Source organism: Thiospirillum jenense (assembly GCF_014145225.1).
GTDB classification, from domain to species: Bacteria; Pseudomonadota; Gammaproteobacteria; order Chromatiales; family Chromatiaceae; genus Thiospirillum; species Thiospirillum jenense.
Genome location: NZ_JABVCQ010000020.1, coordinates 25,521 through 51,413, shown reverse-complemented (window position 1 = coordinate 51,413; position 25,893 = coordinate 25,521). Strand labels below are relative to the sequence as shown.

Below are 25,893 nucleotides of genomic sequence, written 5' to 3'. Positions count from 1 at the left end.
ACAATGCCATTGCACAATTCGTTTTCAAATCAACCACCGTTAATCACCATTCTGGTTGGCTCACTAGGGTGTGGCGGCATTGGCAAGATCATGATAGATCAGTGTGAATATTTCTCAACACACGGAATGAAGATTGAACTTATCACGGATCAAAAAACCAGCCCTTTTGATAGCCAAATTCCACAGCATGTTAGACGAGTGACTTTGCCGAATTTGCATCCATTATGGAGTGTTTTTAGACTCGCTTTTTATTTGCTGACTACAAAACCTCATGCGGTCATTAACCATCGCCCGCGATTATTGCGCCCATTATATCTAGCAATAAAAATGACACGAGTTCGGCCGCGTGTCATTAGCGTTATTCACACCATGTTATCACCGTCACACAAGGGCGACAATAAACCGCGTAAAACAAAAGAAATCATGCAATTAACCAAGTGTGATGCGTTAATTGCAGTGTCTGCGACAATTGCTAGAGACGTTGAAAATTGGCTCAAATTACCCGCCGCTCGCGTTGCCGTTGCATATCCGGTTATTTCAATTGCTCATCTACAATCACAAGCGCAACTCTGCCCCACTGCACCATACTTATCTGAACCACCAAACGATTATTTAATTAGCGTTGCGCGATTAGAACCGGAAAAAGATTTACCCACGTTATTAGCCGCTTTTGCTAAACTGAGTCGGCGCTATCCAACGCTCGAATTGGTATTGCTTGGCAGCGGTACGCAACAAAGTCAATTAAAACAAACCTGCGTTCATTTGGGTATTCAACATCGTACACATTTCGCCGGGTTTGCTATCAATCCGTATCCCTGGATTGCACGGGCGCGTCTTTTGGTGATTTCTTCATTGCACGAAACCTTTGGTTTAGTATTAGCCGAAGCACTCGCACTTGGCGTCCCGGTTGTTTCAACCAATAGCGGCGGGCCTAATGAAATTCTGGATGCCGGGCGCTATGGTTCACTCGTTCCACCGCAAGATGTCGACGCACTCACTATTGCAATACAAAACACCCTTGACAATCCACCGGCGCCCGTCTTATTAATGACTGCGGTGCAACGCTTCACGCCTGCACAACATTTTTCTATTTATCTCACTGCGCTGGGATTGAATCCGGCAAATCATTCCAATGCTGCCTAGCATTCGACTCAACGTCAATACTTTTGCAATCACCGGCATCATATTATTTGCCATTGGTGCGCTGCAATTCCCGGCTTTAGCGAGTGCCAGTTTATGGTTATTAACCATAGGCATGATTATTTCCTCTCCACAGGTCACAAAACACCTGATTTATTCACCACCCGTCATACTCTGGCTGGCGTTTTTTTTATTCACTCTCATTGGGTTACTACTGTATTGGCCGGCCGCGCAGCGCATAGCAAATATAGACGCTGCACGGCGGTTACTCGGTTTATGGTGGTTCATTCCATTAGCATGGTGGATTGGTGTCAATGAAAAACGAGTGCTGTTCTGTTTAACGACTGCCGCCATCGCATTTGTATTTGAGCGTTTGATCGTCACTGATTGGACAACCCCATTGGCGATCATTAGCGGTGAGCGCATTCGATTGGGGTTTAGTAGTATTAACCATTTCGCCCAATACACGGCAACGTTATTGATCGGATTACTCTGTTTGATGCCGCGTGTTTGGCAATATACAGCACACTGGCAACGCGCACGGCGCATATTCATATTAGCGATTTATAGCGCCCTAATGATTATCAGTGCATATTGGTTAGTTGCATCGCAATCACGCGGTGTATGGGTCGCGTTCACCGTCACTCTATTCATCATAGGAAGCGTCGTTGTCATTCGATACGGGCGGCGCGTTTTATGGCGTGGGTTATTATTAGGCATGATTTGCGTAGCGGGAATATCATTTGCTGTTGGAGATTTCGTGATTAAACGATTCAATTCAGACGCAGCAACCCTAGTGTATTTACAAAGTCATCAGCCTCACGTCTTACCTAATAACTCAACCGGTATTAGATTAAATATGCTGGAAAGTGGGTGGAAATGGTGGCAACAAGCGCCATTAGTCGGGCATGGCCCCGCGGCGGTGGCGTCACTTATTGCGCGTGAACCCGCACCTTTGAGTGAACAACCCTATAAACATTTGCACAATGTTTTGATTGATACGCTGGTGCGAGTTGGTCTAATTGGGGCAGTGTTATTACAAAGTTTATTTGTCTGGGTATTGCTTGCTGCTTGGCAGGGTTATCAACATGGCCAAATAAAATTTGATTTGTGGTTATTCAGTTCGGCAGCGTTAATATTCAGTTTTTTATGTAATTTAACCGATTTACGTCTATTTGGCTGGGATTGGCAAAATTATTGGATTTTATTAGCGGGTATTGCCGCTGGACCAACTTTGAGCGCATTCCGCCAACGCTCAACATCAATTGCTCAATAAAACAGACCGTAAATTTAGTTGGCATTTCACTCAATCTGCGCCCGCTGTTAAAACCGTTGAACCGAATTGCATACGGCGTAAATCATCTTAACAGTAGCCGATTCTCTGAATAGCGATCAATTGTCTAATTGCTATTAAAACAATTTATCTTGTGAGGTTTTCGGCTCGGCCAATGGCATCTTTTTAAACGTATGCTGCCCCCGCGCTAAATCAACATACTGCGGTTTTGCCGCGCCAGTTAATAGATCATTAACAGTCAACACCTGAATTTTCGGCAATTCACCCTGCGGTGATAAATAAAACCCCGCACTCACCGCTTCAGCCAACATCGGGCGGGTTGGCGGCGTTAATGTAATCAATAAACCCAATGCCGCCTTCTCCCGTTCAACGGTGGCAATTAAATCCCGCACCATCACCACGCTAACATTTTCACCGCCTTTAATTGACACGATAATCTTCTTGGCATGACTCGCGTCATCTTGAAAAAAGATCAAACCATCAATCCCGCCGTCCGCCCCTTTCTTTTTACCCTGATACGGTTGTGCATTCACCAATGAACACGCCCACCATTGAAATTGATATTTATCCCGCGCTGCCAAATCCCGCGCACTCTCTAAATCTTTTGGTGTGCCGTACACTTGAAAAGTCAATTCAGGAAAGGCGTCGTGCATTCGTTTTTCAATTAAACTAATGGCCAGATGCGTAATATCAATCCCAATCCAATCACGCCCCAAATTGTGCGCGGCGTGAATAGCCGTCCCGCACCCGCAAAACGGGTCTAATACCACATCACCGGGATTACTACTGGCTTGAATAATCCGTTCTAATAATGCTAATGGTTTTTGCGTGGGATAGCCAAAGGTTTCAGATGGTTTAACGGCTTGAATATCATCCCAGAAGTCATTCATAGGAATTACGCAGGAATCTTCAAGATAATATTTTAATCGTGGTAAAGCATCCCCTTTTTTTCCAAAAATCACTAATCCTTGCTTATCATATTCATCGAGTTTATCGGGTGTAGTCACCCAGTGCATTCCTTCTTTACCGCGTTGATTTGGGTCAATACCGCGCCAGATTTGTCCCGTTGCGCCATTGCGTTTGCCACTAACCAATAATGGAACAAGTTGGTATGAACCTTTTTCATCCTGATTGCCGTATAATTTTTTTGATGCGTCTGACAATTCCCGATACTGCATATTAAAAAGATAATCTGGCGATTTTGCATAAAACAAAATGATGTCATGGGCGCGGCGAAAAATCCGTTTAATCGAGGCGGGATTTTTACTCCGCCGCCACGCAATCTGATTACGAAAATTCTCCGCACCAAACACGGTATCTAATACAATTTTCAAATAATGCGCGGCGGTTGAATCGCAATGCAAATATAAACTGCCGGTTGGTTTTAATACGCGATGCAATGCCAACAAGCGGCTACTCATCATCACTAAATACGCCATCATGTCGGTTTGTTTTAAAAAGCGCCGCATCGCATCCATCATTTCAGCCAATGCCGTATTGCTTTGTTTTAATAACTCGTAAAACTCGCGCTCGGCCTGCGGCCCCCAATGCCAAGTATCTTCAAATGCCGCAATTTGCGCATCCGTATGATGACCTTTGGGATTTTTGAATAATAAGTTATAATCGCGGCGGCTATTAAACGGCGGGTCTAAATAAATTAAATCCACGCTCTCAGCCGCGAGTTCTTCCTGCAAAACGATTAAATTGTCGCCGTAATATAATTTGCCCATACTCATTCCTAATGCGTTCCCGCGCCGGCGCTTGGGAACGATCAACGGATTGATGCTTGACAGTCAAGCAATTATAAATCCACCCCCGAATATGACCCATTCACCGATTTATTACACACCGGAAAATCCGGCACGATATTGCCAAGAATTAACTGCTCTAATGCCGGCCAAGTGAACCAACTGGGATCACGCGGGAAAAAGCGCGCAATTCGCCCGTCATTATTGACTCGCACAAAAGTAATGATCTCACCGCGCCAACCATCAATCATGCCCAATCCCTCGCCGCCGCCCGTCGGTGGTGAATTAAGTGCAATTGAAATCGCGCCCTCGGGCAGCGTTTCTAATAATTGATCCATTAAGGTTAAGCTCTGGCGGATTTCGCGCATCCGAATACGCATTCGCGCCGCCACATCGCCCTCTTGTTCAATTTTCATTGATATGGTGAATTGATCGTATGGCGAATACGGATTACACCGGCGCACGTCAAATCCTAATCCACTTGCTTTACCAACATAGCCCGTGCAACCCAATTGCTGTGCTTGCGCAATAGATAATTGACCGGTTGTGACTAAACGATCACCAAGTGATGGATGATTATTAAAAATGTCAAATAACGTGACGCAGGCGGCGCGGAAGTGGACATGATCGCGGCGCAGATTTGGGATTTGATCGGCGGCGAGGTCAAGGGCCACTCCGCCTGGAATTATCTTATCCATCAATAATCTATGTCCAAACAGCGCGTCGCTACGGCGCTGCCACCGCTCGCGTAACCGTGAACATTGCGCGAAGGCAAATCCGAAGCCAACATCGTTGCAAATCGCGCCGATGTCGCCTAAATGATTGGCCACGCGCTCGCGTTCGGCAAAGAGCGCCCGCAAATGTTGAGCGCGATCAGGTACTTGCGTCGCCGTCGCCCGTTCCAGCGCCTGACACGCCGCCCAAGTGTGCGCGACGGTCGAATCACCGCTAATGCGAGCGGCTAATCGCGCTAATCCCATTGCGTCGCGCCCAATTGCCAGCGCCTCAATTCCTTTATGAACATAGCCCAGATGTTCTTCCAGTTTTAATACATCTTCACCCGCCGCGTGAAAACGAAAATGCCCCGGTTCAATAATACCGGCGTGAACTGGCCCGACTGGAATACTGAATACACTGGCGCCGGCAATTGGAATAAACGGGTAATGACCATCGGCTGGCGTGCGCGGTGCCGCTTGATTCACTGACGCGGGCGGGTAATGAAAATCACGGCGCAGCGGGAATTGATTGTCGGGCCACGCTTGATGACGAATCCAGCGGCGCGGGTCGGGATGGTCAATAAACCGAATGCCAATTAAATCCTGCGCATGACGTTCAAGACGATTCACCCCGGAAAAAAATGGCGTGTGTGAGTTCAATTCAGCGCGATTCAAATCTACCCGCGTTTTTAATACCAAATAATCGCCGGCGTATTCCAATACCGCATACACCATCATACCCGGCGCGGCACTGTCATCATTCGCTGTGTATTCATCACTATTCACTTCATGCGCATCCGCCCATACGCCAGCGTGACGCATTCCTAATCCCGCTGCAATGCGCGCTGCCGCCGCCCAATCTTCGGGATCAAGGATTAAACACTGGGCGGGTGCTAATAATTCAGCCGCGCCGCGCTGGGCAATTAAATGCTCACCTTCTAATCGAGCAAGATAGTCTGATAACCAATTAAAGCGTGTGTCCATACTGATTAACCCGTAAAGCGTGACAGGTGACGTTGTTTAATACACGGCGCGCATTACTAATGGCGCATCCTATTACACCGGCCGATATAATTCACCGCCACTTTGAATAAACTCCGCCGCCTTGTCTTGCATGGCTTGCGCCAATGCCGTTTTATCATCCGTCAATTGATGCGCGGCGGCATAATCGCGCACGTCTTGCGTGATCTTCATTGAACAGAATTGCGGGCCACACATTGAACAAAAATGCGCAACGCGATGCGCTCCATGCGGTAAGGTTTGGTCATGGTATTCACGCGCCCGCTCCGGGTCTAATGATAAATTGAATTGGTCATCCCAGCGGAATTCAAAGCGCGCTTTTGATAACGCATTATCGCGCACTTGAGCGCCGGGTAATCCTTTTGCTAAATCGGCAGCATGGGCGGCAATGCGATAAGTAATAATGCCATCGCGCACATCTTGTTTATCCGGTAATCCCAAATGTTCTTTCGGCGTGACATAACACAGCATGGCAGTTCCATACCAACCGATATTGGCCGCGCCTATGCCGGAGGTAATATGATCATACGCCGGTGCAATATCGGTAATTAACGGCCCCAAGGTATAAAACGGCGCTTCATGGCAATCAGTTAATTCCTTAGTCATATTTTCTTGAATACGTTGCAATGGCACATGTCCCGGCCCTTCAATCATGACTTGCACATCCCGCGCCCATGCTCGTTGTGTTAATTCACCCAGCGTGGTTAATTCGGCAAATTGCGCCGCGTCATTTGAATCTGCAATTGATCCGGGGCGCAGTCCATCACCCAAACTAAAGGCGACATCATAGGCGCGCATGATGTCGCACATTTCATCAAAATGGGTGTATAAAAAGTTCTCTTGATGATGCGCTAAACACCATTTGGCCAGAATAGACCCGCCGCGTGACACAATGCCGGTTAATCGGTCAGCGGTGAGTGGAATGTAGCGCAATAAGACGCCGGCGTGAATGGTGAAATAATCCACGCCCTGCTCGGCTTGTTCAATTAACGTATCGCGCATAATTGCCCAAGTTAATTCCTCGGGTTTGCCGTCCACCTTTTCCAATGCTTGATAAATCGGCACCGTGCCAATTGGCACCGGCGCATTGCGTAAAATCCATTCGCGGGTTTCGTGAATATGTTTACCGGTGGATAAATCCATTAACGTATCGCCGCCCCAGCGCGCTGACCACACCATCTTTTCCACTTCTTCGGCAATACTCGATCCGAGCGCTGAATTGCCAATATTGGTATTAATTTTCACCCGAAAATTGCGCCCAATAATCATTGGTTCTAATTCGGGATGATTGATATTAGCGGGAATAATTGCCCGCCCGCGGGCCACTTCTGCGCGGACAAATTCGGGTGTGATGTATTCAGGTAACGCGGCGCCAAATGCCTCGCCCGGGTGTTGGCGTAATAACTTTTGATAGCGCGGATCGGCGCGAATGTATTCTAAATTGACATTTTCCCGAATAGCGACGTATTCCATTTCCGGGGTAATAATCCCCTGCCGCGCATAATACATTTGCGTTACGCATTGATTGACTTTTGCACGGCGCGGGGTGCGCAAATGAGCAAACCGTAAATGGGCTAATTCGGGATCAGCATGGCGTTGTTGACCAAAATCCGAAGTCAGGGCGGTTAATAATTCCGTATCGCCGCGTTCGTTAATCCATTCACTGCGCACGGTCGGCAAGCCGCATAATAAATCAATCGTGATTTGCGGATCCGTATAGGGGCCGGACGTATCATACACATCAATCGGCGGATTTTCTTCATTGCCATGCTGGGTTTGCGTCGGGGTTTGTTGAATCGTGCGCATGGGGACGCGAATATCCGGCCTTGATCCAGTCAAATAACATTTGCGCGATGCTGGAAATGGCTGCGTGACGGCGTCGGATAAACGAGTGGCAGTTTCAATTAAGGTTTCGGAGCGGGCGTTCATTGGTGGTATTAATCCTCATCACGGCGGCAATTGATATGAATGTGCCACGCTTGATTAATCAGAAATGAATAAAGATACGATGTTTATGGGAATAAAAACGCCCCCGAGTAATTAAAAAATAGCGCAGCGGGGGCGAATATTTTAAATCAGCGTTGATTGCTAAATGGCAATTAGTTTAACCAGTGGCGCAGCCAGTCTATTCCCTGTTCAATGATTAACTGCGCCCGTGCGGCGGTATTGGATTCGGCATACACGCGCAATTCGGGGGCATTGCCGGACGGGCGGAAATGCACGATGTCATCATTATTAAAGGTCACGCGCAATCCGTCAGTGTGATTGATCGCCGCGACCTGAGCGAATTGATCGCCCAGCGCCGCCTGCACGCGGGCGCAATCTTGTTGCACATCACCGCTGTTGAATACCGCCAATCGCGCTGCACTGACCGCCGCGGGGCAATTTTGTAACCGATCACTGGCGGTAAAGCGCGGCGGCAAGGTGGCGGCCAACTCGGCGACCGTTTGCCCGCTGGCGCGACTGGTGCTGAGGATGGCGATGGCGACGATCACGGCGTCACGGGTGGGCAGCGCGGCTAGGGTGCGCCCGTCGCGGTGAATGGCGGTTGCTTGTAAAAAGCCGCCGTTGGCTTCGTAGCCGACGACGGAACTGGCACCTCGTGCGGTCAACGCCTGCATGGCGGCGATGACGTAGGGCGAACCGATGCGGCAGCGTTCGACGGTGTCAAACCAGCCGCAGCGTTCGACCACGGAGTTGGAACTGATCGGCGTCACGACGGCAGTGGCGCCCAATGCCCGAGCGCACAACACGCCGGCGATGTCACCGCGTAACCAGTTGCCCCGTGCATCGCTGATCAGCGGGCGGTCGCCGTCGCCGTCGGTTGAAATGATGGCGTCAAATTGGCCGCCAGCGCACCACTCGCGGGCGAGTTCAATATCGGCGGGGCGGACGGCTTCGGTGTCCACTGGCACGAAAATTGACGACTGACCGAGGCGGGTGACGGTGGCGCCCAATTCGGTGAGGACGAGCGCCAGCGCAGTGCGGGCAACGCTGGAGTGTTCGTACAGACCAATGCGCAGCCCGGCGAGGCAGTCGGCGGGAAAAAAGTCAATAAATCTCTGGACATACGCCTCTAGTCCGCTTGGATCGGCGGGCGGTAGGGTTGGAATGCGCCAGCGGCCGGCGGCGTCAAATTGGTCGGTGGCAACGGCGATGTCTTGCGCTCGAATGCCGCGCTCGTCGTCCTTGAGAATTTCGCCATCAGCGCGATAAAACTTGATGCCGTTGCGGTCGTCGGGGATGTGGCTGCCGGTGACCATCAAACTGGGGATGCGGTGCGTCAGTCCGTAAGCCGCGAGCGCGGGCGTCGGAAGTGTGCCTAAGTAACACGGCTGCCCGCCGCAGTCGCGCACCGCTTGGGCGCAGGCGGTCAAGATGCGCGGTGTGCTGGCGCGGTAATCGCCCGCTAGTGCCACGCGCATCCCGTCGTGGTAATGGTCAATTTCGCGTAAATAGTTAAGAAAACCAATGGTATAGCTGTAGCACACCTGGTCAGTCATCGCGGTCACTAACCCGCGGGCGCCGCTGGTGCCGAATTGCACCCCGCTGGTGGTCATTAAATCATCAATACGCATGTCATATTTGCTCGTTGCGATTAAACTATTCTATTTACATATCCTGGCGGTTCACACTTTGAATAACACCCCGCCGCCAAGGTTTCAACAACCGCTATTTAAGGGCGTATTCAATCGCTGCTGTTCATATTCGGTTGCCCAATGCACAAACTCATCAATTGGCACGGGGCGACTGAACAAATAACCTTGCCCCAAATCACAACCAATTTGCCGCAAATACACCGCCTGCTCAGTGGTTTCTATTCCTTCCGCCACCACCTCTAATCCTAAATTATGCGCCATACCAATAATGGTGGAAACGATTTGATTGTCATCTCGATTATGCGGTAATTCGGTGATAAAGCTGCGATCAATTTTGAGCTTATCAATTTTGAAGTTTTTCAGATACGCCAATGATGAATAACCGGTGCCAAAATCGTCAATTGATAAGCGGATGCCCAATTGGCGCAATTGCGTTAATACGTCGGCTTGATGATCCACCTGTTTCATCAACACAGATTCGGTGATTTCTAATTCTAAGCGGCTGACATCAATGGCGGTCTTTTTTAATAAATGGGCCAGATTTGCGGTAATGTCGGCTTCACACTGCCGCCCTGAAACATTCACCGCCAACCACAGCGACGCTAATGGTTCTTCTTTCCAACTAGCTAACCAGGTGCAGGCTTGTTCTAAAACAAATTGCCCAACGGCAATAATTAACCCGGTTTCTTCAGCAACGGGAATGAAATGATCTGGTGGAATTAAACCGGTGCCCGGACGTTGCCAACGGACTAAACATTCAGCGCCGACTAATGCCCCATCGGACATAGCAATCAAGGGCTGTAAATACACGACCAGTTCATTAGCAATCAACCCCTGCCGCAATTGAATTTCCATTGATAACCGCGCATCTGCTTGGGCGCTGAGAGTGCGCGTATAACGACAAACACGATTACGGCCGGCGGTTTTGGCCGCATACATGGCGGTATCGGCGTATTTAATTAACGTCGTGGCGTCCGTCGCGTCCTCTGGAAAAATGCTAATCCCAATGCTTAATGTCGCGGTGGTTTCATAGCCGCCCGCCAATGGATAGGGCGCACGATGGCGAATAATAATCCAATCCGCCAGCGTTAAAGGTGCATTATGATCGGTGATGTTTTCTTGGAGAATAACGAATTCATCTCCACCCAAGCGCGCTAATGTATCCGTCGGAGCTAATACGCTATTCAAGCGCCCTGCCACCGCGCAGAGTAATTGATCGCCCACTGGATGTCCGAGGCTGTCATTAATGGTTTTGAAATGGTCAAGATCAAGAAATAACAGCGCAAAACTGCGTTGATGAATGGTCGCTTGACGCACCGCCTGATCGAGCCGATCCACTAATGATAAGCGATTGGGTAGCCCAGTGAGTACATCAAAATGCGCGAGCTGTTCTAATTGTTGTTCATAGCGCCGCGCTTGGGTGACATCTAAAGCAACGCTAATGATACTGCGCTGACCGGGTAATTGAATGCTGCCGAGTAATGCCGAATTAACATCCCACAGGCGCTCTTCACCGTTTTTGCAATAAACAGTGCAATGCGACACGATTTCGGCCAATTCTTCTTGATAGAGCGCCTGAAAGCCGGCTTGAATATCTTCATGCTGACTAGCGCAGACTAATTTCAGCCAATGCGCAAAAGTGGGTAAATCGCTTAATTGATAACCGCTTAATGTTGCCCAAGCACGATTCACGGCTAATACACGCCCATCTTCGGTATGAATCATCACCGGCACTGGCGAGGCTTCAATTGCGGTGCGGAAGCGCGCTTCACTTTCGCGTAATGATTGTTCTACCTGCCGGCGGTCGGTCACATCCACCGCCAGCGCCACTAATGCTGATTCGGAGTTTAATAATTGCAGCCGCGCTTCAATTGGATAACAACTGCCATCTTTGCGGCGATGTTCGGTTTCAATCACGACCTGTTTAGTATCGCCATTCATTAACGGCGCGGCCATGGTTAAAAAGCGTTCTCGCGTCATGTTGGGTTTTAAATCTAATGCAGTCATCGTGGCTAATTCATCGCGGGAATAACCCAAATTAGACCGCGCCCCTTCATTGACTTGTAATAGCCGTAACGTGGCGACATCAATGACATAAATCTCGGTTTGCACCTTGTCCACAATTTCACCCAGACGCGCAATCGCATTCCGTGCCGCCCGCGCTTCGGTAATATCCGTCAGCGTTCCCAACATGCGCAGCGGCTGCCCGTCGGATGCGGTCGCCATCACTTTGCCGCGATCCAGCATCCATTTGTAATGCCCATCTTTGCAGCGGATGCGGTATTCGCTGCGATAAGCGCGGGTTTTGCCGTGCAGATGCCGCGCAATGTCGGTCATCACCCGATCCATGTCATCCGGGTGGACGCGACTGCTCCAGGTGTCCAGCGTCATCGGTAACTCATAACCGGCAAATCCGAGTAATTGTTGCCAACGAGTGGAGAAAAACAGGTGATTGGTGGTGATCTCCCAATCCCACACGCCCTCGTCACTGCCTTCGAGCGCAAATTTCCACCGCTCCTCGGCGTCCGCCAACTCGCGCCGCGTGGCGAAATAATCGAGCGCATGGGAGACGCTGGTGGACAATTCCAGCAACAGGTGACGGGTGCCTTCGTCGAACGCCTCCTCCTTGCGCGAATAAACATTCAGCACCGCCGTCACCTGCCCGCGATGCAGCAACGGCAGCGCCGCCGATGCCCGCCAGCCACTTTGCGCCGCCACCGTGTGCCAGGGCGCGGTGGCCGGATTGGTGGCGAAATTTTGGCACCACTGCGGCGTGGCGGTGCGAATCGCAACGGCGGTGGGTCCCTGACCGTAGGGATCATCAGCGCGACTGGAAATGTACAATTGATTGACGTAAGCCGCGCCGCCATCGCCCGAAACTGCAATTGGCACCACCCGCCCGTCGTTCGCGTCAACCGTGCCAACCCACGCCATCGCTAATTCACCATCAATCACAATGTGATGGCAGACTGCGGGAAATAAATCATCGGCAGTATTACAGCGCAAAATCGCTTGATGACAGGCATTTAATGCGCGATATAAATGGGTTAAACGCGCAATGCGGGCGGTGGCTATTTTAATTGCAGTAATGTCAATAAATGTCACCGGGACGGTGCTGGCTTCTTCAATAGACTGCGGGATGGGTAATGAAATGAGTGTTTCCACTAATCGCCCATCAAACCGTCGCAGCGGGATTTCACCACGAAATAATAATTGCCCGTCCCAAATGGCACAGAGTTCTTCGATAAATGCCGCATCTGAGCCGTCAGTGAAAGTGCGATCAATGCGCGTCATCAATTCGCAGGCCGACGGTGCCGCTAATAATTGCAGCGTTGCGTCATTGATTTCATTCACCCGAATTAATCCGGCGATTTCATGCAGCAGGTCGGGATTAGCGATTAAATGGGCGCGCAGATCAATCACACCGTCAGCGCGTAATTGTGCCAGCCGTGTTAATACGCCAGTAAAGTCTTCATTCCAAATCGAGACTTCGGCATTGGCAAATAACTGACGAAAGCGTTGTTCGCTGGTTTTTAGGCGTATTTCAGTTTGCAGGCGGGCTTGAATGTCGTTTAATAGCAAACCTAAAAATAAGGTGGCGGGGGCAAATAGCAAAATAAATGGCAGGACCGCTTGATTGAAAAAGACAGATGCCGCTGTTGATGGTAATAAAAAAAACCACAGCAAACATACAAGATGGACGGCAAATCCGAATGCCAGTAATAATAGTGGTGAATAGATACTTGCCAATGAACGGCAGTGCGCTCGGCATATTAACCCGAGTAATAATGCCGATAAAATCGTTCCCATCCCAACCCAAACCCCGCCGCCGCCAAGGATAGCGCGATAAATGAGCGCAATGATTGCGGCAATACTACCGGGAATTAAACCGCCGTATAATCCTGCAATAGACAGCACCACCGAGCGCGCATCAAAAATCACGCCGTCGGCTACTCGCCAGGGTATCATCATGCCAACAATGGCAATACTACCGAATAATACCCCGGTCATTAATTGTCCAGTCAATTCTTGACGCCGCCACCTTCGCGCAATAAAACTTTGCAATAGGCTTAATGCTAAAAGCAACGCCACGTTTTGACTGAAAATTAAAAATGTCATGGTGAAAATTGCAGCATGGTTAATACGTTTGAATTAAGATGCTCTGAAGTTTAGCGCCGGATGAGATGAAAACGCACCGTATCTGTGTATTTTTAACGTTTAATATGCCCGTTACTCTAACCAGCTAGAGTTTCCATACGAATACGCACCACTGCACCGCTCACTGCATCTAATGCTTCAATACGACGAATGGCTTGATTCATGCGCGCTTCCCGCACCCGATGAGTCAGCATAATTAACGGGACATGCGTATCACCATCCGCTGGTTCTTTTTGTTGAATGGCTTCAAGACTAATGCCTTCTTCACCAAAGATGCCGGCAATTTGTGCCATCACGCCGGGCTGATCTAATGCAAATAAACGCAAATAATACGCGGTTTCAATTTGATCGATGTTTAATACCGGCGTATCACTTAATTCACCCGGTTGAAACGCTAAATGCGGGACGCGGTGATGTGGATTCGCCGTTAATGCCCGCACTATATCCACCACATCGGCAATGACTGCTGATGCAGTGGGTAATGCACCGGCGCCGGCGCCGTAATATAAAGTTGGGCCAACCGCGTCGCCTTTAATTAACACGGCATTCATCACGCCATCCACATTGGCAATTAACCGCCGGTGTGGAATTAAGGTCGGATGGACGCGCATTTCAATTCCTTCAGCGGTGCGCCGTGCAATGCCGAGGTGTTTAATTCGATAGCCCAATTCAGCGGCGAAATGCACATCTTGCGCGTGTAATTTGCTAATGCCTTCAGTAAAGGTTTTATCAAATTGCAATGGAATGCCAAACGCTAATGATCCCAGAATGGTCAATTTATGCGCGGCATCAATCCCTTCAATATCAAAGGTCGGGTCGGCTTCGGCATAGCCTAATGCTTGCGCTTCCGCCAGTGCTTCGGCAAAAGGGCGCTGCTGATCGCGCATGGCGGTTAATATGAAATTGCCGGTGCCGTTAATAATACCCGCAATCCATTCAATGCGATTGGCCGCTAATCCTTCACGCAAGGCTTTAATAATAGGAATGCCACCGGCGACGGCCGCTTCAAAGGCCACCGTGACGCCCTTTGCTTGGGCGGCGGCAAAGATGTCATTGCCATGTCGCGCAATGAGGGCTTTATTGGCGGTGACGACGTGCTTGCCATTTTCAATTGCCGCTAATACCAATTCCCGCGCTGGTGAATAGCCGCCGATCAATTCAATCACGATATCAACGTCGGGATCATTCACCACCGCAAATGGATCGCTGCCAATATGTTTAATTTGGTCTAATCCACTAATCCGTTGCGGATCATAAAATTGGGCCGCGGCGTGGGTGATTTGAATTGCCCGACCGGCGCGGCGGGTGATTTCACTGGCATTGCGGGTTAATACCGTGACGGTGCCGCCGCCGACCGTTCCCAAGCCAAGTAATCCAATGTTGACAGGTCGCATTCATTGCTCCTTATTCAGTTTTAATTGCAATTATTCAGAGTCAAATTGCGGGTGTTATTGGCGCAACTCAACTGCGATGCTTGATTAGTTTAATCATCATTCAATTCCATCGCTATTGCCACGCGGTAAATCGGCTAATGCGTTGAGTAATTGATCCACATCTGCTGCGCTATGAGCGGCGGATAAACTCACCCGCAGGCGCGCTGTGCCGGGTGGCACGGTCGGCGGGCGAATCGCGCTGACCAAAATACCGTGCCGTTCCAAATGCCGACTCCACGCCAACGCCCGCGGCGCCGTGCCAGCCAACAGCGGTTGAATCGGCGTGGGTGAGGCCAGCAGCGGCAAATGCAGCGCCGTCGCACCTTGACGGAAGCGGGTAATCAGGGCGGTCAACTGCTCGCGCCGCTCGTGACCCGATTGCACCAGCGCCAGCGCCGTCAAACTGGCATGTGCCAACGCCGGCGGCGGGGCGGTGGTGTAAATGTAACTGCGGGCGCGTTGAATCAAGGTTTCAATCAGCGCGACATCGCCCGCCACAAATGCGCCGCTGGTGCCGAATGCTTTACCCAAGGTCCCGACTAAAATCGGCACCTGCTCGCTGGTCAAGCCAAACTGCGCCACCGTGCCGGCACCGCTCGGGCCGAGAACACCGATGCCGTGCGCATCATCCACCAATAACCACGCGCTCTGCTCACTGGCTAACCGCGCCAGCTCAGGCAGTGGGGCAATATCACCGTCCATGCTGAATACGCCGTCGGTGGCCAGCAAGGTGCGACTGTGCAGCGGCCGCGGGCTGGTCAGCAATTTGGCGAGGGCTTGGGGGTTGACATGCGGGTAGCGCCGCAGCCGTGCGCAGCTTAACCGAGCGCCGTCAATCAGTGAGGCGTGGTTGAGGCGGTCGGCAAAGATGGTGTCGTTCCGGCCCAATAATGCGGACAAGATGCCGACATTGGCCATGTAACCGCTGGCAAACAGTAGCACTCGTGGGCGGCCGAGAAATGCCGCCAGCGCCTCTTCCAACTGGTGATGGGCGCTGCTGTAGCCGGTGATGAGTGCCGATGCGCCCGCCCCGACGCCGTAACGGTGCGTCCCCTCGCGTAATGCCGCCGCGATTGCTGGATGCGCGGCGAGGCCGAGGTAGTCGTTGCTGCAAAAGGTGAGGTAACTGCGCCCGTCAATGGTGGTACGGACGGTGGGTGCGCCACTCCGCAGGCGCCGGGTGCGATACAGTTGCTGGGTGTGCAGCGCCGCGAGCGCCGCTTGCAGGTTGGTCATAAGTTGAGCTGTGCATGACTTGAGGTCGCCGACAGGTCGCCGACTCAGTGAGTTAGTGAAAACACCCGCCCGGTTGATCGCGTCCCGGGGGGGTGAAGGATTCAAATTGCAGCCCTAACCGCTCGAATAATGCAACATCCCGCGCTGCCTCGGTATTGGCGGTGGTCAAGAGGCGGTCGCCGTAAAAAATGGAGTTGGCCCCGGCAAGATAACAGAGCGCCTGCGCTTCATCAGTCAACTGCGCTCGCCCGGCGGATAGGCGGATGTGGGTGCGCGGCATCACGATGCGGGCGGCGGCGACGACGCGGATGCACTCGAACGGGTCGAGCGGCGGGGTGCCGTACAGCGGGGTGCCGGCGATCTGCACGAGCAGGTTGATTGGCACCGACTCGGGATGTGCGGGCAACGTCGCCAATTGTTGCAGCAATGCGGCGCGATCCGCCCGCGATTCGCCCATGCCCAAAATCCCGCCGCTGCATAGTTTTAACCCGGCCGCCTGCACATTTGCCAACGTCATCAACCGATCTTGGTAGGTGCGGGTGGTGATGATCTGCCCGTAAAACGCCGGTGAGGTGTCGAGATTGTGATTGTAATAATCCAGCCCGGCGGATTTGAGCTGCCGCGCCTGTGCTTCGGTCAACATGCCTAATGTGACGCAGGTTTCCATGCCCAAGTCATGCACGGCGGCGACTAATTTGACCACCTCGTCGAGCTGGCGCTCGGTGGCACAGCGCCCGGATGCGCCCATGCAGAAGCGCGTGGCGCCTTGCGCGTGTGCTTGACGTGCGGCGGCTAACACGGTGGTCACATCCAACAGTGCTGGCGCGGCGGCAGGGGGCGCGGCCGGCGGTGATTGGTGATGAACGCTCTGGGCGCAGTAGCTGCAATCTTCACTACAGGCGCCGGTTTGAATACTCAACAGGGTGCTGACTTGCACCTGATTGGGGTCGAAATGGGCGCGATGCACCGACTGCGCGGTGAAGAGTAAGTCGTTGAACGGCTGGGTTAATAACGCTTCAATCTCGGCGCACGTCCAGTCGTGACGGGGTGTGCAGACGGTGGCATCGGTAGTCATGGCGGGCTTCATCATGTGGTTTTAACGCTGTAACTGAGGCGCAGAATCGTCAGTATCGATGGCGGTGATCCACCATTCGCCCAATTGACTGTCGCTTTTATGCCGCACTTGCCAACGTTCGGCAAACGGGCGGGTGGTTTGCGTGGCCTGATCTTGCAGCAGACCGTGAAAGCGCACCCAGGCGAGTATTTCGTCATCCTGATGCTGGATGCTACACAATTCAGCGGTGAGAGTGATGATGTCAGTGAAATGCGGCGCGGTGCCGGTGCCTAAAACAGCGCGTTGCTGTTGGAGGGCGGTGAAACCGGCCGGGGTGGTGTAATTGCGGATGTCGCGCACGTCACCGCGATCCCACGCCTCTTGCAAGCGGATAAACAGTAATTTGGTGCCTTCAACAAAGGTCGCGTTGTCAAACCACAGTGGCACGTCGTAGTCCAACTCGTCGTCAACTGTTGGATCAACCGCGACGCGGCTGGCACGGCGGGGTGGGGCGGTCACAGCGCGGCGGCGTTTGATGATTAGTAACCAGCCGAACCAAACGCCGCTACCCAGTAACAGCAACACCAGTGCGCTGATAACGCTATCGCCCAGTTGCCAACTGGTGGCGGGTTGACCAAAAACCCATGCGCCGACCATGCCGCCGGTAAAAAAGGTCCCGACCGCCGCCAGCCAAGTCGGGGCGGTGGGTGATTCGGTCGCGGTGGTCACACGGGTATCAGGTGAAAACGTAGGCGGCGGGCGGTTGAGAACAGTTGGATCGGTAGCGGGTGGGGCGGTTGGAATCACCACGGGATCAGATGATGGTGGAACAGGGATCAACGGCTGAATGACAACGGATTCCTCACTGAAACGTTTGGCGGCCAGCGGGTGCGTCTGCAATAGCAAACTGCTACCCAGCAGTGCCAGGAGAATGGCGGTGACGACACGCGACATGACAAAATTTTCTCGGAACCATAACTAGACGCTGTAAAAAAAGACGCGGTTAACACCCGCACTGGCAACAGCCATAAACCGCGCCAGCGCATCGTTACCGCGTCACGGTCTCACGGGGAAACTAACGATTTTCGCTCGAAATCCGCTCGTACTTGGCCCGCAACTGTTCCGGCGTTTCCTCATGGTCAGGGTCGGGAACGATGCAATCTACCGGACAAACTTCAACGCACTGTGAAGTTTCATAGTGGCCGGCACATTCGGTACACAAATCGGGATTGATGACGTAGGTGGAATCACCTTGCGAAATGGCGCCATTGGGACACTCTGGCTCGCACACATCGCAGCTAATACACTCGTCGGTAATATGTAGCGCCATAAACTCTTGCTGCTCCTAAAAATTTGCGCAAACTTGCGCGATGATGTCTGACCGTCAGTCATGCCCGATCAATTCTGGCAAACCGACAGTAAAACGGTTTTGGATTGATTGAAACACAGTTGAAACACATTCAAGTGCTTCGGCAATGACACTTGTCACCAGCACGAGCGGCGGGTGATTAATGCGCTTGCCGAAAAACTTGCGCGGCGGTTGAATGAAACTGCGGCGCACTGACACGCCCATCTGTCATCTGTGTCGCAACTCAGCGCGGCCGATCCATCAATTAAACGCATCACGCCGCCGCCACTCAATCCGTGCAGTTTAACGAAAGTGATCTTGTAAAGCAGCATAGACTGACGGCGCCACAAAGGTCGAAACATCGCCGCCTAATCGGGCAATTTCCTTGACAAGTCCGGAGGAAATATAGGCGTATTGCTCGGCGGGCGTCAAAAACACCGTCTCGATGTCAGGTGCCATGCGGCGATTCATCCCCGCCAGTTGGAATTCATACTCAAAATCCGACACCGCCCGCAAGCCGCGTAAAATCACCGTCATCTGCCGCGCTCGGGCAAATTCCACCAGCAAACCCGCGAACGCCACAATCTCGACATTCGGATACTCACTCACCACGCCATGCAGCAATGCCACGCGCTGCGCCGCCGGGAACAACGGCGTTTTCGCGGTATTTTCCGCCACCGCCACCACCACCCGGTCATACAACCGCGCCGCTCGGCTAATTAAATCAGTATGACCATTGGTGACCGGATCAAACGTCCCCGGATAAACGACACTGCGTAACTGCATGATAATAATTAGAATAACTTTAATAACCGTGAATTAACCGCGCATCAGCGGCAGCTTACAATACCGGCAATACTTGACTAATGTATTGCACATCTTGACGCGCCACCGCCTGCACCGCCATCGCCTTGATCTGCTGCACATACGTCTGCGCCAGCGCCGGCTCCAACGCCCGAATGCGATTTTCCGCCAACCGCCCCCAACCGATGTCCGCCTCCACCCCCGCTGGCAACAAGCGCAACTGCTCCTCGGCGTGCGCAAAAATCCCCGCCGCCGCCTGCCGATCCGAGCGACTCTGCAACCGCGCAATGTCACCCAACACCACCGCCTGCTCGAATGGCGCCGCCAAACCCGATGCCAGCGCCACCGCCCGCTGGAACTGATCGGCCGCCACCGCCGCGTTATCCGCCGTCCGCCCCAGTAACGCATACCCCCGCGCCCGATCACCGGCGGCACTGATCGCCTCCGCCAACGATGATAGCCCGAATCCATTGTTCGTGAACGCCCGCGTGTGCAATGTTTTTAATAAAAACGCATCGCGCTGCGCCACATTCGATAATTCAGCACTCACACGCAAGCCCCGTTCTAATTGGTCAATCTGCACCCACGCCTGCGCAAGTTGTTGAATAGCCAAATCACGCACTGACGCTTGCGGAATATCCACCAAACTGGTGTGCGCTTGATTGAGAATCGCGTGTGCTTCACGCAAGGCTGATAAATGATAAAACACCGCCGCCAATTGACCAGTCGCCTGCATTCTTAATTCAACTGACATCGGATCATCCAATGCCGCCAGCGCCTGACTAATACTCCCAGACGCCGCATCATTTAATGACAAATGCGCCTGCGCCCATGCCACTCGCGCCCAACCAAATGCCCGCTCACCCGACGGAATAATCGCCTCATTCCACTGCTCGGCCTGCTCTAATAATTGCTGCGCCGGCACTTTCAATCCCGCCTTCACCAATAACGGAATCGTGCTAGTAACCAATTCAATCCGCCGCGCCCCGGTGGCTAATTTTTGACTATTCTCTAATAACTTGCGCAGCATCATATTTGCTTGTGACACTTGATCTGCCCGCGTGTAACCAATGATTAACTGCGTCTGCGCCTGTGCCAATTGATACGGATCACGCATATAACTCAATAATTTTTCGGCCCGCGTCACCTGATTTGCCGCCATTAAACTCGCAATGTGCGTTTGCAGCAACGCATCCCACTCTGGATCATGCTGACCGAATTGACGTAATAAATCCAAACGCGCTGAATCATTATCATTAACCGCGCTGGCGGGATCAGCAGAATTATTCACTAAATTCGCCCCATCACTCGCACCATTTAATACCGCCGGCGCACCATCAACCGTTGCAGTGGTATTAGCATCTGTCGCCACCGCTTGCGTCATCACTGCTTGCGACAATACCGCCAATTGCTCCACCGTATTGGTTCCAGCGGCGCCAGATTGTATTGCCATTGCCAAGGTTTCCATCGTCATTGCACCCGCCGCGGGCGGCGCTGTGATTGATCCATCAGCGGCAAGTTTACCTTCGGTGAAAAACAATTTTGCACTCAAAAAACCACCCGCAATACCGAATAATAAAGTCAAGGTTGCCGCACTCCACAACCGCGTCGGAGTATTTAATGCGGTGGGCAATCCCATCTCTTTACGCAAGCGTTTTTCTAATAAACTGCGGCGCTCTTCTGTTTCAATTTCCTGCTGTTTACGTTGATCTTCAGCATCCTGCATCTCTTTAATTTTTTGTAGCCGAATTTTAATTTCTTCAATTTCTTGTTGCGCTTGATCGGTTTTTTGCAATTTGGTAAATACAATACCACATTGCGGGCAAATATCAGGACGTGTCTCACCCTCATCCGATTCGAGTTGATGTTGACAATTTGGGCATGTAAAGCGCGCTTTTTCAATTGCCACCAATTCTAATTTTGTACCAGTCGTACAGGGCTTATAATTCACCTTAGCCCCGGCCTGCGTCATTACCACTTGATAGCGTTGCGCCACCTCTAATGTCACCGCTTTTTTAATCACCGTACCGGCCGGTTTTTGCACCAATGCCGTTGCCGTTTCAATTGGAATGCCAAACGATGTGGCTAAAGTGTGCGCCGTTGCAATTGGGTCTTTATCATCTTGAACACCAAAAAATACCACATCGAATAATTGATCCATCAATGCAATCCTCTGGCAAATAGATAGCGTTACAATTTTACACGAACCCCGGGAATAATACGCAATGTACCCGTACCGCTTAGGCTAATGCAAGCGGTGAATCAACACATTAGAAATAACCCACTGCGCGTAACTTGGCGGTTGATGTTAAAACATCTTGTGCGGTTGGATCAATTGAGTGAATAACAGCGCCCACGATTAATCTACTTTCTTTAGCGAGACTATTAAATGATAAATATCCTATTTGGTTGGAATGAGCGCCGCCATTCTTATCGGTGTGCTGCAATGATACTCACCGGCGTTCTATACAACCGCGATCTGTTTAGTATCACTAATTGGAGAATGATCGTTTGCACCGCGCTGATATAGTTAAGCCAATATAAAATGATTGCTGAATTGGCACTCTGCTCTATCGTTATTCCCACGAAAGTGGGAAACTAGAGGGCGGTGCTGCTGGATTCCAGCATCCGCGGGAATGACGAAAGTGGCGCTGGCATTGATCGCTGAACAATGCGCGGGCGGGCATTGTATTAACCGAATTAAACACAACGGAATACTAGCGCATTGGTGCAGAATTATTAGCCACCATCACCACCGATAGCGACACCCGCGATAATGCCATTGCGGGTATTCGATCGTTAATTAAATGGGCTATGAACTGATAGTATTCACTGTGCCATGCGGCAGTGCGCGGGTGGATACGCAGGCAATTTACGGGGATGATAATAACGGCTACGCGCTGGCAATTAACTGGAGTGAATATGGCGATGATGCGCATTAACGCTTGACGGCTATTTAATAGAACCGCACCACTTTACCATCGCCCTCGGCAACATTACCGGTATTCAACAACGCCAGTGGATAAATAACTTTCCGCACGACGGCGATCAATTCACTTTGCAATAACCAGAACTTTCGTATCATTGCCCATCGTGCGCGCCGTCGCGTGGCAGGTGACAGAGATTTATTTGGCGACCTTGGCGTATGCGCCGGATAATAAATCACCGATTGATCTTAACTCCGAAATTGCGCCACCAATCCATTCAATTTTTTGGCAACTGTCATTAATCCTTGCACCTGCTCTTGGGTTAATTGAATTGATTGATCGCTCGCATTCGCTAAAGTATCCATGTGATTCACATGATAGGTTAACGCCTGACTGCTATTTGATTGTTGATTCGCCTGCGCCACCACTGCGGCAATACGTTCAAGCATTTCATCGGCATGAACACGAATAGTTTCAATTGCCGTAGCGGCGGCGCGTGATAATTCTACACCTTGATTAACTTGCTCAGATGTTGTGCGCACTTCTTTCACAGCAATGGCACTATCTTTTTGAATCGTGGTAATGGTATTGGCAATTTCACCTGTCGCCTGCGCTGTGCGATTCGCTAATTTGCGCACTTCATCTGCCACCACTGCAAAGCCGCGCCCCTGTTCACCCGCTCGCGCCGCTTCAATTGCCGCATTTAATGCCAACAAATTAGTTTGTTCAGCAATTTCCCGAATGACATTGACGATATTGCTAATTTCACGCGACCGATCATCTAATTGCTGCACCCCATGCGCGACCGCCTGCATAGTTTGATTAATTTGACCAATTTCTTCTGCTGTTTGCGTCACCGTTTTAGCGGCGGTTTTTGTGACATGTCCCGTATCTTGCGCTAATTCTTGCAATAGATTGGCCTGCTGGGTAATCTCATTGATAGAACGCACCATACTATCCATTTCTTGCCGCATGTCATTCGCCGCTGATAATTGCTGTTGCGATTGTTGGGCAACATTAACATTAGTCGTGTTTAATTCTTGTGCCGTTGTATCAAGACGCCGGCTCTCTTTTACAATTGCTTGAACCAATTCCCGTAAGCGAGACATAAACATATTAAACGCGATGCCAATTACGCCAATTTCATCTTGACGCGCAACAGTAATTTGATGATTCACGTCACCATGCCAATTAGACATTTCTTGCGCTAATGTTTTGAGTGGCGATACGATGCGCGTCAAAATTGACCAAATGAGAATTGCCAAAATCAACAACCCCGCTGCGCCAATGATCGCCGTCAATAACGACATTTTTCGCACATCCGCCATTGCAATTTCAAATGGAAAAACCAATTGTAATGCCCATGAGTTGGGTGCTTTACCGGGCGTAATCGGGCGAATGAGGTGTATTAAACCTTCATCATCAATGTATTCGTAGGCTTGGCCATTTTTAATGGCATCTAATGCGGAAGATGGTAAATCAATTGCCGGATTACCTAATAGCTGACTGTCCGGATGACTGGCATACATACCTTGATTAGATACCAAACTCGCATAGCCGGTATTAAATAGTTTTACCTCAGATAACATTTGTTGCAAACGTTGCAAAGGATAATCCGCACCAACTGCCCCAAGAAAACTACCATTGTCAGCTAAAATAGGCACCATTAGTGAAACCATTAACACTGCCCGGCCAGCAATTGGAAATTCATAGGGTTCGGTTGCCCAGGGTTGTCGCGTTATTTTAGGCACGCTATACCAATCAGCCGTTTCATAATCCGCCACCGGTTCAACTGCAATACTGCCATTTGCACGATTCCAATACGGCAAATAACGTCCGCTCGCATCTTGTTCTGGTGCGATATTGGCAAATTCAGTATCACGATTATCAAACGCATTCGGCTCCCAATAAGACCCAATCCCGACAAATTGTGGATTGGCAATTAGCAAAACACGGTTAATTGCTGATGCAATGCTGCGATCTGCATTCTGTTGCTGCACCGCATAAACGGCTAACGCTAATGACTCCGCCACCGCATAGGAATGCGCAAATTCGGTATTCACTTTATTGGCATACGCATCGCTCATACTGCGTACTGTATTCAAAACATGTTCATGTGTAGTACGTTGAGCAAAAGAGTTCATCATAATAAATGTGAATAAAAAGATGACCCCAGTGCCTCCGAGCATCCAAAAAAATAGCCGCGACCGTAACGATTTACCCAACATGCCACGCCCTCAATGAAAATAGTTAACAACATGTTACCAATTTGTGACGCCAATGGAAATAGCATGTTACTGACGTATGCAATACATTATTCAAACAATGCGTTGATACATCATAAATTGAGTGAATAAAGGATAATTAACTAGCTGCCACCTATTTTAGGGGCATTAAATCACTAATAGTTTCAGCGAATGGATTGCTTTTAACAACGCGGTCTAATTCTATTAAAGTTGCTAATAAATCCTGCATTTTTTCAAGTGGCCAAGTATTAAGTCCATCGCTTTTTGCACGGTCAGGATCAGGATGGGTTTCCATAAATAAACCTGAAATTCCGGCAGCGACAGCTGACCGCGCTAATAGCGGAACATATTCACGCTGCCCCCCAGAACAATTACCCAACCCACCTGGTAATTGCACGGCGTGCGTGGCATCAAATACAACAGGACAGTCGGTGGTGCGTAATACGGCGAGCGCCCGCATATCGGCAATGAGATTATTATAACCAAAGCTCACGCCACGCTCGCAAACTAATAACTGTTGATTACCGGTGGCGCGGGCTTTTTCAACTACTTGAATCATATCCCAGGGTGCCAAGAATTGCCCCTTTTTCAAATTAACTGGCTTGCCTTGCGCCGCAACTGCATGAATAAAATTGGTTTGGCGGCATAAAAATGCGGGGGTTTGTAATACATCAACAACGCTGGCAACTTCCGCTAATGGCGTGTCTTCATGCACATCAGTTAATACCGGCACGTTAATTTGTGAGCGCACTTTTTCTAAAATACGCAGTCCAATTTCTAAACCCAAACCACGAAAGCCATGTTCTGATGAGCGATTGGCTTTATCAAATGATGACTTGTAAATGAATGGTATTTTCAGAGCGGTTGTGATTTCCTGCAACCGACCGGCCGTATCCAGTGCTAATTGTTCACTTTCAATTACACAGGGACCGGCAATTAAAAATAGTGGGTGATTCAAGCCCACGTTAAATCCACACAGTTGGATAGTTGGTGCAAGTTTTGTATTCATCTTATTTATAATCTGGTGTTTTTGAATAGATAAACAAATTCTGTCACATGGATCGGACGCTGCTTAAGATTTCTACTACCACGAAATGTATTATATGGTGTTTCTAATACAGTTAACCTCCCATTGCGATTCATCACATCAAAAAATCGCTGCTTAGAAAT

The 25,893-nt window shown here is 50.5% G+C and carries 19 protein-coding genes; 3 read left to right on the top strand and 16 right to left on the bottom strand.

Going from position 1 to position 25,893, the window contains the following annotated elements:
• Positions 1-3 precede the first annotated feature (3 nt).
• Positions 4-1,143 (top strand): glycosyltransferase, encoded by a 1,140-nt coding sequence (locus HUK38_RS09875; RefSeq protein ID WP_182584169.1) that lies wholly within the window; start codon positions 4-6, stop codon positions 1,141-1,143.
• Positions 1,133-2,416, top strand: coding sequence for an O-antigen ligase family protein (locus tag HUK38_RS09870; RefSeq protein WP_182584168.1), 1,284 nt, complete (start codon positions 1,133-1,135; stop codon positions 2,414-2,416). The genes HUK38_RS09875 and HUK38_RS09870 overlap by 11 nt, the downstream gene beginning before the upstream one ends.
• A 134-nt stretch (positions 2,417-2,550) precedes the next feature.
• Here HUK38_RS09870 and HUK38_RS09865 read toward each other — a convergent pair whose 3' ends face one another.
• The 13 genes from HUK38_RS09865 to HUK38_RS09805 all read right to left on the bottom strand — a co-directional run bounded on the left by HUK38_RS09865 (position 2,551) and on the right by HUK38_RS09805 (position 21,711).
• On the bottom strand, positions 2,551-4,164 hold the full coding sequence (locus HUK38_RS09865; protein ID WP_182584167.1) for a site-specific DNA-methyltransferase: 1,614 nt from the start codon (positions 4,162-4,164) through the stop codon (positions 2,551-2,553).
• A 71-nt stretch (positions 4,165-4,235) separates the two neighbouring features.
• Positions 4,236-5,882 carry a hydrogenase large subunit gene (locus tag HUK38_RS09860; RefSeq protein ID WP_182584166.1) on the bottom strand — a complete coding sequence of 549 codons (1,647 nt, stop codon included), beginning with the start codon at positions 5,880-5,882 and terminating at the stop codon, positions 4,236-4,238.
• Between the two features lie 72 nt (positions 5,883-5,954).
• Complete coding sequence (gene thiC, locus HUK38_RS09855; RefSeq protein ID WP_182584165.1) at positions 5,955-7,847, bottom strand: phosphomethylpyrimidine synthase ThiC; 1,893 nt, start codon at positions 7,845-7,847, stop codon at positions 5,955-5,957.
• 170 nt (positions 7,848-8,017) lie between these two features.
• Positions 8,018-9,496 (bottom strand): phosphomannomutase, encoded by a 1,479-nt coding sequence (locus HUK38_RS09850; RefSeq protein WP_182584164.1) that lies wholly within the window; start codon positions 9,494-9,496, stop codon positions 8,018-8,020.
• Positions 9,497-9,580: 84 nt separating this feature from the next.
• Entirely contained in the window at positions 9,581-13,636 is a 4,056-nt protein-coding gene (locus tag HUK38_RS09845) for an EAL domain-containing protein (RefSeq protein WP_182584163.1), read from the bottom strand.
• Positions 13,637-13,752: 116 nt separating this feature from the next.
• Entirely contained in the window at positions 13,753-15,069 is a 1,317-nt protein-coding gene (locus tag HUK38_RS09840) for a homoserine dehydrogenase (RefSeq protein WP_182584162.1), read from the bottom strand.
• A 96-nt stretch (positions 15,070-15,165) separates the two neighbouring features.
• The gene (gene bioF, locus HUK38_RS09835) at positions 15,166-16,344 is read right to left on the bottom strand and encodes an 8-amino-7-oxononanoate synthase (RefSeq protein ID WP_182584161.1); all 1,179 of its coding nucleotides are present in this window, start codon (positions 16,342-16,344) and stop codon (positions 15,166-15,168) included.
• 52 nt (positions 16,345-16,396) lie between these two features.
• Positions 16,397-17,419, bottom strand: a complete 1,023-nt coding sequence (bioB, locus tag HUK38_RS09830) for a biotin synthase BioB (protein ID WP_182584160.1) — start codon at positions 17,417-17,419, stop codon at positions 16,397-16,399.
• Positions 17,420-17,440: 21 nt separating this feature from the next.
• On the bottom strand, positions 17,441-18,352 hold the full coding sequence (locus tag HUK38_RS09825; protein ID WP_182584159.1) for a Tim44 domain-containing protein: 912 nt from the start codon (positions 18,350-18,352) through the stop codon (positions 17,441-17,443).
• A gap of 121 nt (positions 18,353-18,473) precedes the next feature.
• On the bottom strand, positions 18,474-18,728 hold the full coding sequence (locus HUK38_RS09820; RefSeq protein ID WP_182584158.1) for a YfhL family 4Fe-4S dicluster ferredoxin: 255 nt from the start codon (positions 18,726-18,728) through the stop codon (positions 18,474-18,476).
• 54 nt (positions 18,729-18,782) lie between these two features.
• The gene (locus HUK38_RS09815; protein WP_182584157.1) at positions 18,783-18,965 is read right to left on the bottom strand and encodes a hypothetical protein; all 183 of its coding nucleotides are present in this window, start codon (positions 18,963-18,965) and stop codon (positions 18,783-18,785) included.
• An 84-nt stretch (positions 18,966-19,049) separates the two neighbouring features.
• Complete coding sequence (coaD, locus tag HUK38_RS09810) at positions 19,050-19,532, bottom strand: pantetheine-phosphate adenylyltransferase (RefSeq protein WP_182584156.1); 483 nt, start codon at positions 19,530-19,532, stop codon at positions 19,050-19,052.
• Between the two features lie 55 nt (positions 19,533-19,587).
• Positions 19,588-21,711 carry a hypothetical protein gene (locus tag HUK38_RS09805; RefSeq protein ID WP_182584155.1) on the bottom strand — a complete coding sequence of 708 codons (2,124 nt, stop codon included), beginning with the start codon at positions 21,709-21,711 and terminating at the stop codon, positions 19,588-19,590.
• Positions 21,712-22,357: 646 nt separating this feature from the next.
• On the opposite strand from HUK38_RS09805, the gene HUK38_RS15395 reads away from it, so the two are divergent.
• Positions 22,358-22,492 (top strand): hypothetical protein, encoded by a 135-nt coding sequence (locus HUK38_RS15395; RefSeq protein WP_275285016.1) that lies wholly within the window; start codon positions 22,358-22,360, stop codon positions 22,490-22,492.
• A 14-nt stretch (positions 22,493-22,506) separates the two neighbouring features.
• Here HUK38_RS15395 and HUK38_RS15390 read toward each other — a convergent pair whose 3' ends face one another.
• From HUK38_RS15390 to kdsA, 3 genes are all read right to left on the bottom strand, one after another.
• The gene (locus HUK38_RS15390; RefSeq protein ID WP_275285015.1) at positions 22,507-22,635 is read right to left on the bottom strand and encodes a hypothetical protein; all 129 of its coding nucleotides are present in this window, start codon (positions 22,633-22,635) and stop codon (positions 22,507-22,509) included.
• 90 nt (positions 22,636-22,725) lie between these two features.
• Entirely contained in the window at positions 22,726-24,705 is a 1,980-nt protein-coding gene (locus tag HUK38_RS09800; protein WP_238787576.1) for a methyl-accepting chemotaxis protein, read from the bottom strand.
• 151 nt (positions 24,706-24,856) lie between these two features.
• Positions 24,857-25,708, bottom strand: a complete 852-nt coding sequence (gene kdsA, locus HUK38_RS09795) for a 3-deoxy-8-phosphooctulonate synthase (RefSeq protein ID WP_182584175.1) — start codon at positions 25,706-25,708, stop codon at positions 24,857-24,859.
• Between the last annotated feature and the right edge of the window lie 185 nt (positions 25,709-25,893).